Genomic DNA, 9,821 nt, shown 5'->3' with positions numbered 1-9,821 from the left:
GCGCCTTTTTCACAGAGAATTACGGTGCACCCGGTTCCTCTTTTGACATCCTGGGCATGGCCGATCTTGAAATCGGTCAGTTTATTGATTAGAATTTCCTTCATATTTATTTTCCTCCAATGTATATAGGTCTGTTCTTCGAATCTTCCAGAACGGCATACGTTTACGGATCGTGTCGATTTTTCCTAAATCAATTTCAGTCACTTGATAACTTTGATCTTTGGCCATTTGCACAACAATCTTTCCAAAAGGATCGGTGATGATCGAATGCCCATAGCTTTCAAAAGTATTATGAACATAATGAGCCGGATTGACTCCGACACAGAAAATTTGATTTTCCATGGCGCGAACCTGGTATAAAGGGGTCCAATGGATCTGGGTCACGGTTTTATTGAAAGCCGAAGGACAGAAAAGGACTTTGACTCCTTCCTGGCTCAAAAGCCGGGCATTTTCCGGAAATCGCATATCATAACAGATCAACACGCCCATTTTCCCGAAACGGGTATCAAAAGCTTGAAAATGATTTCCTGGAGTAAACACTTCATTTTCCTGATAGGAACGGTTTTTTGTGTGAACTTCAAAAAGATGTGTCTTGGCATATGAAGTTAAGAAGGTTCCCTGATCAAAGATCAGACATTCATTATAGATCTTATTTTCGATTTGATGGGCCAGCGTTCCGCCAATGACTATACACTGGCCTTCTTTCGATATCGTTTGAAGCGCTTCTTTGCATCGTTGAAAGAAGCGTACACTCTCCTTGATGTTTTTGTTGATATAGGGACAGTTCCACATCTCCGGAAAGACCAGAACATCGGCTCCTTCCTTGATGCACTTTTGGCTTAAAGAGAAGGCTTGTTGAAGATTTTGTTCAATTTCAGGGTGAACCTTGATTTGAATCATTCCGATTTTCATGCCTTAATCATACCACGAAATCAAAAAATGATTTATAATATATTCCATGGAAGAGGAGTGAAATCATGGCAATGATCAAACTGGCTCCAGCGTATAAAGATTACATTTGGGGCGGAACAAATTTAAAAGAAAAATATGGAAAGAAATGTGACTTGGACATCGTGGCTGAAAGCTGGGAAGTTTCTACGCATCCCGATGGGCCAAGCATTGTCGCTTCCGGCCAGGATGCCGGAAAGACCCTGACACAGTATATCGAACAGCACGGGAAAGACTGTTTAGGAACAGAAGGAAAGAAATTTGAATTCTTCCCGATGTTGATCAAATTTATTGATTCTAAACAGCCTTTATCGATCCAGGTTCATCCGGATAACGAATATGCCCTTCGCGTTGAAAAAGAATATGGAAAAACGGAGATGTGGTATATTTTGGATTGTGAAGAAGGGGCCACCCTGTACTTTGGGGTAAACCAGTCCATCACAAAAGAAGAATTCAGAAAACGCATTGAAGACAATACGATCCTGGAAGTGCTCAAAGAAGTTCCGGTGCACAAAGGCGATGTGTTCTTTATCAAGGCAGGGACGATCCACGCGATCGGAGCGGGCATTACTTTATGCGAGATCCAGCAAAATTCCAATTCAACGTATCGTGTATATGATTTTGGCCGCGTAGGAAAAGATGGAAAACCACGGGAACTGCATATTGATAAAGCCATTGATGTTTCCAATTTGGATCCGATTGATTCCGATTTTAAACCGGCAGGACAGCCTGTTGTGGATGAAACGGCCGAAACGGTTCTTTTGGGTACATGCGATTACTTTACAAGCTTTGAAACCACATTAAAGGGAACCACCGTGATCGATGTGGATGATGAAAGCTTTGGAACGCTTGTTCTTGTCGAAGGGAAGGCCGTATTGGAAAATAATGGCGAGACCTTGGACCTTGACAAAGGCGAAACCGCTTTTATTGAAGCCGGAAGCGGTAAGGTCACAGTGACCGGAAATTGCCGTTGGATCTACAGCAGGGTATAACCTGCTTTTACTATGTTTCAAAAAGACTTACTGAAATGGTATGCCCAGTCTGCCCGCCCGCTTGTTTTCCGGGAAAAGAAAGATGCCTATTCGATCTGGATCTCAGAGATCATGGCGCAGCAGACCCGCATCGAAGCGATGCTTCCTTATTATGAACGTTTTATCAGGGAGATTCCGGATATTCAAAGTCTGGCTTATGCCGGTGAAGATCAGCTGACCAAACTTTGGCAGGGGTTAGGATATTACAGCCGGGTGCGAAATATGAAAAAATGCGCTAGGGTCTGTATGGAAAAGTATGAAGGAAAGCTTCCGCATACAAAAAAAGAATTGGAAAAACTTCCCGGAATCGGTTCTTATACAGCCGGCGCCATTGCCTCGATTGCCTACGATGAAAAAGTCAGTGCCGTGGATGGAAATGTGATCCGAGTGTTTTCCCGATTGTACAACATTCAGGAAGATGTAAGATCAACGAAAGTAAGAAAACGAATCGAAAGCCTTGTGGAAAACTCTCTGGCCGATCCTGTCAGCCAATACAATCAGGCGTTGATGGAATTGGGGGCTTTGATATGCATACCCAAGAATCCAAGATGTTCGAATTGTCCGATTCAACATCACTGTACCGCTTTTTTAGAAGGCGAACCGGCGTTGTTGCCGATACAAACCAAAAAGAAAGAGCGAAAAAAAGAGAATAAAACGTTTTATATTCTAGTTTGTAAAGATCGGATCCATTTAAAGAAGCGCCCGGATACAGGCTTGTTGGCAGGGCTTTATGGATTCGATGAAAAAAAACCGGATCGTATCTATAAACAAATCGAGCTAAAAAAGTATACGCATGTGTTTTCACATATCGAGTGGAAGATGCAGGGCTTTGTCTGTCAGGTGGAGCCAATGGATCAAGATTTCTATACGATCGACCAGATAGAAAAGCAGTTCTCGATTCCCAGTGCTTTTTTGCCCTTTTATAAACAAACCAAAAAAATCATAGAGGAGGAAAAAGATGCCCGAGATCGTTATTGAAAGTTTTACGTTAGACCATACAAAAGTGAAGGCGCCTTATGTACGTCTTATCAGTGAAGAAAAAGGCCCCAAAGGAGATATCATTTCAAATTATGACATTCGCCTTTGCCAGCCCAACCAACAGGAGATCCCGACAGGCGCCATGCACACATTGGAGCATTTACTGGCGCTGTATCTGCGCCCAAGGATCGAAGGGTACATTGATTGTTCTCCTTTTGGATGCCGTACGGGCTTTCATCTTCTTTGCTGGGAACATCATGACACCGAAGAAATCGCAAAAGCGTTAAAAGAAGCCCTTGAAGAAGTGATCCGTACTTCATGGGAACAAGTTCCGGGGACGGCGGAAAAAGAATGTGGAAATTATAAGGATCATAGTTTGTTCGGCGCTAAAGAATGGGCCAGAAACATTTTGGAACAAGGAATTTCTTACGATCCTTTTGAAAGAAAGGTCGTATGAAAAAACTGATTTTAGCTTCCTGTACCGCGGATGTCTATCTTTATGTCGATCAGATTCCCAGTTCTTCTCAGGATGCCAAAGTAATGCATAAAGAAATGGTTTTAGGCGGATGCGGCTATCATGTAGCCAAAGCCTGTGAAGAGGCGATTCTTTTTTGCCCGTTAGGCAAAGGGATCTATGGCGATTTTGTCCGGCAGCACTTGCTTAATGAAGATCTGGAATGTTTACTCTATCCAGTCAAAGAAGACAACGGGGTATGTTACTGTATGATTGAAGAAAATGGACAGCGCACCTTTTTGTCCGATCATGGAGCCGAATATCACTATGCCAAAGAGATGTTTTCAGACCTTCCTCCAACAGACTGGATCTATGTATCAGGAATCGATTTGGAGGAAAAACAAAACCAATGTGTGATCGATTACTTGAACTGTGTGGACGCGAATCTTTTCTTTTCGCCTGGACCAAGAGTGACATTCATTCCTGAAATCTGTGAAAAGATGTTAAAACGCAGACCCGTTTTACATATGAACAAGGAAGAATGTGAATCGTGGACCCGAAGAAGCATGGAAGAAGGTATGAAATACTTATGGGACCAGACACAGCGTCCGGTCGTCGTAACGGATTCTTTCCGAGGGTCCTATGCTTATGATGGAGAGATGGTGTATGTTCCCTCTGTGCCGGTATGCTCAACCAACGTGACAGGGGCTGGGGATACCCACGCCGGAAGCTGTTTGGACAGTTTGTCTCAAGGACTGGATCTGGAAACGATGCTGAAAAAAGCCAACCAGAAGGCCAGTGAAAAGATCATAAAGAAAGAGGGGATCCTATGATGGATTGTATCGCGGTAGGAATGGGTGGTTTCATTGGCTCGATCCTTCGATATTTGATAGGGAAGATTCCGGTTTCAGCCGGGAGCTTTCCCATTCATACGCTTGGTATCAATATTGTTGGATCCTTTGTGATTGGATGCATTGCCTGCCTTGTTTCCAAAAATCCCAATATCGATCCACGATGGATCTTATTTTTCAAAGTGGGGATCTGCGGAGGCTTTACGACCTTTTCGACTTTTTCTTTGGAAACCAGTCAGTTATTCCAATCTGGGCAAGCAGGCATAGCCATTCTCTATGTCGCATGCAGTATCGTATTTGGGGTCATTGCGGTGTTTGTGCCGCAGCTCATCATAAAATGAAAAGATCAGGGTTCGTTCATCCCTGATCTTTATTCTTGTTGGAAAACTGAGAAAGAGCCAGGCATACCAGCCCGATTCCTAACAAACTCATGGCGTTTTTTATCTCGATTTGATTTAAAAATGAAAGTACGACAACGGCAATTCCCATCGCTAAAGCAATTCCCTTGAGAGCGATATCAAGGATCTCAGAGATCTCGGTGTTGTCTGTCTTTTTATCTGTGCTGTTCTTTGTCTGCATGAGCTCATCAATGGATATCTCAAAGATTTCCGCGATTTTTGGTATTGAATTGACATCGGGAAAAGAGAGATCTCGTTCCCATTTGGAGACGGCTTTATCAGTGACGCCCATTTTTTCCGCCAGCTCAAGCTGGGTCATTCCTTTTTCTTTGCGCAAGGAAGATATCATTTGTCCAAAACTTTGATTTTTCATGATGTACACCTCTTTTTCATCCTGTATGCATCATACACTATCGATATGAATGACTCAACCGACTGTCGGTTGAGTTTGCTCGTCTGTTGGTTTAGTCGATTTCTTTGTCGTTTTTGTATTCCAAGATATCCCCAGGCTGACATTCCAACACTTCGCATATCGCATTCAGGGTGGAAAAGCGGATGGCCTTTACTTTTCCAGTTTTCAAATTGGATAGATTCACATTGGAGATGCCTACTTTTTCCGATAATTCATTAAGAGAGATCTTTCGATCGGCCATCATGCGGTCTAAACGTAATATGATTGCCATAACTTCACCTAAAGGATCGCATCGACTTCATTTTGAAGGCGATAGCCATTTAAGAACAATACCCCAACTAACAGGCAGATCACACCTAAGATGATATAGACGCCATCCGCCAGAATAAAATCATGATATCGGATAAACGACATCCCGCTAGGGACCGAAACAGAATCGCTGATCCGCGGCACGATAAAAGCTACGACAAGAAAAAGGATCCCTATGATATTCATTCCTTTGGCAAGGATCTGATGAAACGCTTTGTGGCTCCAATAGAGAAAAAGAATGGTGAAAAAGAAGATCAAAATGGCGATATTCCACGTGAGATGATAAAGAAAATTGGAAAACCCGATCACGGTCCATACATTCCATAAGATCCATTGGGTAATGTTGACAACGGCTTGCACCGCAAAGGCTCCGGTAATCACAAGGCACGCCAGCATGGTTCTCTTAAGATTTTTGGATTTCACTTCCTGGGATTGTGTATTACAAATAAAGTCGTTGGTCTTGTTCATGTTCTAATCACTCCTCCTAAAGAGTCTTTCGAAATCTCTTTCTGATTACTTTATAACATCCATTTTTACATAAGTCAATAAAATATTATCGAAAAACATTAAATAATAAATGAAATAAATAAAATATCTAAAGTTTATCCAGAAATAGAAGAATTCTAGTTTTCCTTTGAAAAATATGCTACAATACTATAGCGTTTAGTTTTGTAGAAATAAGAATTTAGGAGGATGCTCTAATGGGATTGTTATCAAATCTTTTCTCAGAAGAAAAACGAGAGCTGAATGAACTTGAAAAAATAGCGAATCAGGTATTGTCTCACGAAAAAGAGATGGCCGATTTGTCCGACGATGAATTGAAAGAAAAAACAGTCGAATACAGAAAACGCCTTGAAGAAGGGCAAAGCGTGGATGATTTACTTCCAGAAGCTTTTGCGACGGCTCGTGAAGCCGCATACCGTGTGATCAATGAAAAACCTTATCCTGTACAGATCATGGGTGCGGTGGCGATGCATAAAGGCGACATCGCAGAAATGAAGACCGGGGAAGGAAAGACCCTGACGGCAACGATGGCAGTGTATTTAAACGCATTGGCCGGTAAAGGGGTCCATGTAATTACGGTCAATGAATATCTGGCAGGACGTGATGCCGCATGGATGGGGGAAATCTACCGTTTCTTAGGCTTGAGCGTTGGTGTCAATAAAAGAGAACTGAAGGCCAAGGAAAAACGCGAAGCATACGCTTGTGATATCACATATACAACCAACTCGGAATTAGGGTTTGACTATTTGCGTGACAATATGGTGACCCGTGTGGAAGATCGAGTCATGCGTGGTTTACATATGGCTATTGTCGATGAGGTCGATTCGGTACTGATCGATGAAAGCCGTACGCCGCTGATCATTTCCGGTGGAAAAAAGCAGACGGCCAACTTATACATTCAGGCCGATGCGTTTGCGAAAACACTGGTGGCTCCAGAATATGAAACCGATCGTTTTACACATGAAAAAACATTGATTTCCGGTGATTATGATATCGATGAAAAAACACGCCAGGTCATGCTGAGTGAAGAAGGGGTTCATAAGGCTGAAAAATATTTTAAGATCAAGAACCTTTACGATATAGAACACACGCAGCTGGTTCACCATATCAACCAGGCGTTAAAAGCCAACTATATTTTTACCAATGAAGTGGAATACGTTGTGAATGACGAACAGGAAATCGTGATCGTCGATCAGTTTACCGGACGCCTTATGCCTGGACGTGCCTACAGTGATGGTCTGCACCAGGCAATCGAAGCCAAGGAAGGAGTTCCTATCAAGGAAGAAACATCCACATTGGCAACGATCACATACCAGAACTTCTTCCGTCTGTATGAAAAACTGGCAGGGATGACAGGTACGGCCAAGACCGAAGAGGAAGAATTCCTTTCGACCTACAATATGAAGGTTGTCGTGATTCCAACAAACCGTCCGGTGATTCGTGAAGATCAGCCGGATGAGATCTATGCCCACAAAAGCACAAAATATAAAGCTTTAGTGGAAGAAGTCAAAAAATTATATGCCAAAGGCCAGCCGGTACTGGTTGGAACCATTGCCGTTGAAACCAGTGAGCTTATCAGTAATATGCTGAAAAAAGAAGGCATTCCTCATGAAGTGCTGAATGCGAAAAACCATGCCCGAGAAGCAGAGATCATTGCCAAGGCCGGACGTTTAAAATCCGTAACAATCGCAACGAACATGGCCGGACGTGGTACCGATATCAAATTGACCAAAGAAACCCGTGCTTTAGGTGGATTGGCCGTATTGGGTTCCGAACGTCATGAATCCCGCCGTATCGATAATCAGCTTCGTGGTCGAAGCGGACGTCAGGGAGATCCGGGATTCTCTCGTTTCTATGTATCTTTGGAAGATAACCTGATGGTTCGTTTTGGTGGGGACAAGCTCCAGAAAATGTTTGAAAAATTAGGAGATGAACAAGTTCAGTCCAAAGCGGTTACCCGTTCCATCACTATGGCGCAAAAACGTGTGGAAGGATTCAACTTTGATACACGTAAACAGCTGTTGGATTATGATGATGTATTGCGCCGTCAGCGTGAGATCATCTATGCACAGCGTAATCGTATCCTGGAAAGTGAAGAAGTGCATGAAATGGTGCATCTGATCTTTGAAAAGGCTATTGATGAAACTTTGGCAGCCAATCTTGTGGATGCCAAAAAACAGACCGTTGATCCGGCCAGCCTGTGCAAGTCTTTTGAAATCATGGGCATGCAGGAAGAAAAACAGATCAAACCATCGGAAATTGAAGGCAAGTCTTATCAGGAAATCAAAGAATATACTTTGAATAAGATCTGGAATGAATATGAAAAAGAGATCCAGCCGGTAAAGAAGCAGTTCCTTCCATTTGAAAGAACCGTTGTGCTTCGCAACATTGACCGTAACTGGATTGCTCATATCGACCGTATGGATAAATTAAGAAGTGGTATTTATTTAAGAAGTTATGCACAAAATAATCCGCTTCAACAATATGTACAGGAAGGGTTCGATATGTTCGAGGAAATGAATCGCCGTATCGATCGTGAAATCACCTTTTTCTTGTGCAAAGTAAGAATCCGCAGGGAGACAAAGGCATAATGGAACTTTATGAATTGAAACAAGGAGTCAGTACTCACCTGGAGAAGCTTCGCTCTCTGGGTGAGTCACTTTGACTTAGATCAAAAAAAGAAACAAATCGAAGAGTATGACCGCCAAACCCTGGAAGAAGGGTTCTGGTCCGATCAAAAGAAAGCACAGGCTTTGATCCGTACACGAAATTCGATCAAAGATATCGTAGATTCCTATGAAGATCTTTTGACAGAATTGGAATCGCTGGACGAAACGGCCAACGCTTTAAAAAACGATCTGGATGAAGAACTTCTGGAGTTGGCCAGTGAAGAGTATTCCGAAGTTGAAAAGAAATTCTCAACTTTTGAGATTCAGGTCTTGTTGTCTCATGAATACGATCAAAACAATGCGATCTTAGAACTTCATCCTGGAGCCGGCGGGACCGAGTCTTGTGACTGGGCAAGCATGCTGTATCGTATGTATACTCGCTATGCGGAGAAAAAAGGATGGAAAGTCACGGTGCTGGATTACCTGGCCGGGGATGAGGCCGGCATCAAAAGTGTCACTTTTTTAGTGGAAGGGGATAAAGCGTATGGCTACCTGAAAGGGGAAAAAGGGGTTCATCGCCTTGTACGTATTTCTCCATTTGATTCTGGAGCCAGAAGGCACACAAGTTTTGCTTCTTTGGAAGTGATGCCGCAGTTCAATGATGAAATTGAAATTGAGATCAAACCGGAAGATCTTCTGATTGAGACCAAACGTGCCAGCGGCGCGGGAGGGCAGCACATCAATAAGACCGACAGTGCGGTTCGCATGGTCCATAAGCCAACCGGCATTGTCGCAACATGCCAGAATGGCCGTTCGCAGCATGAAAACCGGGAGGAAGCTCTTCGTATCCTAAAGTCGCGCTTATATCAGCTGGAAATTGAAGAAAAAGAAAAGAAACTAAAAGAAATCAAGGGAGAACAGAGCGCCAATGAATGGGGATCACAGATTCGAAGCTATGTCATGCACCCTTATTCATTAGTTAAAGATGTACGAACCGGCTATGAAACCAGCCAGGTACAGTCGGTTCTGGATGGTGATCTAGATGAATTTATTTTTGCGTATTTAAAGGGCCAAATACAATGATAAAATGAAGGAAGTCAGCTTGTAAAAGCGCTTCCTTTTTTTTATACTTATTGTATGGAGGATTTTCTATGACTGAATTGCAGAAACACGCATTGAATATTCGTAAAAATATTCTGAATCAGGTCTACTGGGCCCAGTCCGGACATCCAGGCGGTTCTTTATCGGCTGCCGATATTCTGACCTATCTCTATTTTGAAGAGATGGATGTCACCATGGACAATGTAGATTCCATGGACCGTGACCG

The 9,821-nt window shown here is 42.9% G+C and carries 11 protein-coding genes and 1 pseudogene; 8 read left to right on the top strand and 4 right to left on the bottom strand.

Annotated features, from left to right (window positions below; all coding sequences use genetic code 11):
• Nucleotides 1-81: 81 nt before the first annotated feature.
• Complete coding sequence (locus Q0K03_RS05930; protein ID WP_297238738.1) at nucleotides 82-912, bottom strand: nitrilase-related carbon-nitrogen hydrolase; 831 nt, start codon at nucleotides 910-912, stop codon at nucleotides 82-84.
• A gap of 65 nt (nucleotides 913-977) precedes the next feature.
• On the opposite strand from Q0K03_RS05930, the gene Q0K03_RS05925 reads away from it, so the two are divergent.
• From Q0K03_RS05925 to crcB, 5 genes are read left to right on the top strand one after another with little or no spacing between them, the layout of a single operon-like run.
• On the top strand, nucleotides 978-1,940 hold the full coding sequence (locus Q0K03_RS05925; RefSeq protein WP_297238736.1) for a type I phosphomannose isomerase catalytic subunit: 963 nt from the start codon (nucleotides 978-980) through the stop codon (nucleotides 1,938-1,940).
• A 12-nt stretch (nucleotides 1,941-1,952) separates the two neighbouring features.
• The gene (gene mutY / locus Q0K03_RS05920) at nucleotides 1,953-2,957 is read left to right on the top strand and encodes an A/G-specific adenine glycosylase (RefSeq protein WP_297238735.1); all 1,005 of its coding nucleotides are present in this window, start codon (nucleotides 1,953-1,955) and stop codon (nucleotides 2,955-2,957) included.
• The gene (locus tag Q0K03_RS05915; RefSeq protein ID WP_297238733.1) at nucleotides 2,938-3,414 is read left to right on the top strand and encodes an S-ribosylhomocysteine lyase; all 477 of its coding nucleotides are present in this window, start codon (nucleotides 2,938-2,940) and stop codon (nucleotides 3,412-3,414) included. The genes mutY and Q0K03_RS05915 overlap by 20 nt, the downstream gene beginning before the upstream one ends.
• Nucleotides 3,411-4,244, top strand: a complete 834-nt coding sequence (locus Q0K03_RS05910; protein ID WP_297238731.1) for a PfkB family carbohydrate kinase — start codon at nucleotides 3,411-3,413, stop codon at nucleotides 4,242-4,244. The genes Q0K03_RS05915 and Q0K03_RS05910 overlap by 4 nt, the downstream gene beginning before the upstream one ends.
• Nucleotides 4,241-4,603, top strand: a complete 363-nt coding sequence (crcB, locus tag Q0K03_RS05905) for a fluoride efflux transporter CrcB (RefSeq protein WP_297238716.1) — start codon at nucleotides 4,241-4,243, stop codon at nucleotides 4,601-4,603. The genes Q0K03_RS05910 and crcB overlap by 4 nt, the downstream gene beginning before the upstream one ends.
• Before the next feature lie 16 nt (nucleotides 4,604-4,619).
• On the opposite strand, the gene Q0K03_RS05900 is transcribed toward crcB, so the two are convergent.
• From Q0K03_RS05900 to Q0K03_RS05890, 3 genes are all read right to left on the bottom strand, one after another.
• Nucleotides 4,620-5,033 carry a helix-turn-helix transcriptional regulator gene (locus Q0K03_RS05900; RefSeq protein ID WP_297238712.1) on the bottom strand — a complete coding sequence of 138 codons (414 nt, stop codon included), beginning with the start codon at nucleotides 5,031-5,033 and terminating at the stop codon, nucleotides 4,620-4,622.
• Between the two features lie 91 nt (nucleotides 5,034-5,124).
• Nucleotides 5,125-5,343, bottom strand: coding sequence for a helix-turn-helix transcriptional regulator (locus Q0K03_RS05895; protein ID WP_297238710.1), 219 nt, complete (start codon nucleotides 5,341-5,343; stop codon nucleotides 5,125-5,127).
• An 8-nt stretch (nucleotides 5,344-5,351) separates the two neighbouring features.
• Nucleotides 5,352-5,849: a hypothetical protein gene (locus Q0K03_RS05890; RefSeq protein WP_297238708.1), complete on the bottom strand. Its 498-nt coding sequence runs from the start codon at nucleotides 5,847-5,849 to the stop codon at nucleotides 5,352-5,354.
• Nucleotides 5,850-6,082: 233 nt separating this feature from the next.
• Here Q0K03_RS05890 and secA point away from each other — a divergent pair, with 233 nt between their 5' ends.
• The 3 genes and pseudogenes from secA to Q0K03_RS05875 form a co-directional block, all read left to right on the top strand.
• Nucleotides 6,083-8,476, top strand: a complete 2,394-nt coding sequence (gene secA, locus Q0K03_RS05885; RefSeq protein ID WP_297238706.1) for a preprotein translocase subunit SecA — start codon at nucleotides 6,083-6,085, stop codon at nucleotides 8,474-8,476.
• Nucleotides 8,476-9,577 (top strand): peptide chain release factor 2 gene (prfB, locus tag Q0K03_RS05880; protein ID WP_297238704.1). Its coding sequence is split into 2 segments (ribosomal slippage): nucleotides 8,476-8,547 and nucleotides 8,549-9,577, totalling 1,101 coding nucleotides; the frame shifts between segments, so codons are not numbered across the junction. Before secA ends, prfB begins: the two co-directional genes overlap by 1 nt.
• 68 nt (nucleotides 9,578-9,645) lie before the next feature.
• A pseudogene (locus Q0K03_RS05875) lies at nucleotides 9,646-9,821 on the top strand (transketolase); the annotation flags it as partial.

This window comes from uncultured Faecalicoccus sp. (genome assembly GCF_944327125.1).
Taxonomy (GTDB): domain Bacteria; phylum Bacillota_I; class Bacilli_A; order Erysipelotrichales; family Erysipelotrichaceae; genus Faecalicoccus.
Note: the sequence above shows the minus strand (reverse complement) of the source record. Positions and strands in the feature narration are given on the sequence as shown.

Bases quoted from the DNA above. Each gene is read 5' to 3' on its own strand.
- secA (WP_297238706.1), top strand. From the start codon at position 6,083: ATGGGATTGTTATCAAATCTTTTCTCAGAAGAAAAACGAGAGCTGAAT.
- mutY (WP_297238735.1), top strand. From the start codon at position 1,953: ATGTTTCAAAAAGACTTACTGAAATGGTATGCCCAGTCTGCCCGCCCG.
- Q0K03_RS05890 (WP_297238708.1), bottom strand. From the start codon at position 5,849: ATGAACAAGACCAACGACTTTATTTGTAATACACAATCCCAGGAAGTG.
- Q0K03_RS05925 (WP_297238736.1), top strand. From the start codon at position 978: ATGGCAATGATCAAACTGGCTCCAGCGTATAAAGATTACATTTGGGGC.
- Q0K03_RS05895 (WP_297238710.1), bottom strand. From the start codon at position 5,343: ATGGCAATCATATTACGTTTAGACCGCATGATGGCCGATCGAAAGATC.
- Q0K03_RS05910 (WP_297238731.1), top strand. From the start codon at position 3,411: ATGAAAAAACTGATTTTAGCTTCCTGTACCGCGGATGTCTATCTTTAT.
- Q0K03_RS05900 (WP_297238712.1), bottom strand. From the start codon at position 5,033: ATGAAAAATCAAAGTTTTGGACAAATGATATCTTCCTTGCGCAAAGAA.
- Q0K03_RS05915 (WP_297238733.1), top strand. From the start codon at position 2,938: ATGCCCGAGATCGTTATTGAAAGTTTTACGTTAGACCATACAAAAGTG.
- Q0K03_RS05930 (WP_297238738.1), bottom strand. From the start codon at position 912: ATGAAAATCGGAATGATTCAAATCAAGGTTCACCCTGAAATTGAACAA.
- crcB (WP_297238716.1), top strand. From the start codon at position 4,241: ATGATGGATTGTATCGCGGTAGGAATGGGTGGTTTCATTGGCTCGATC.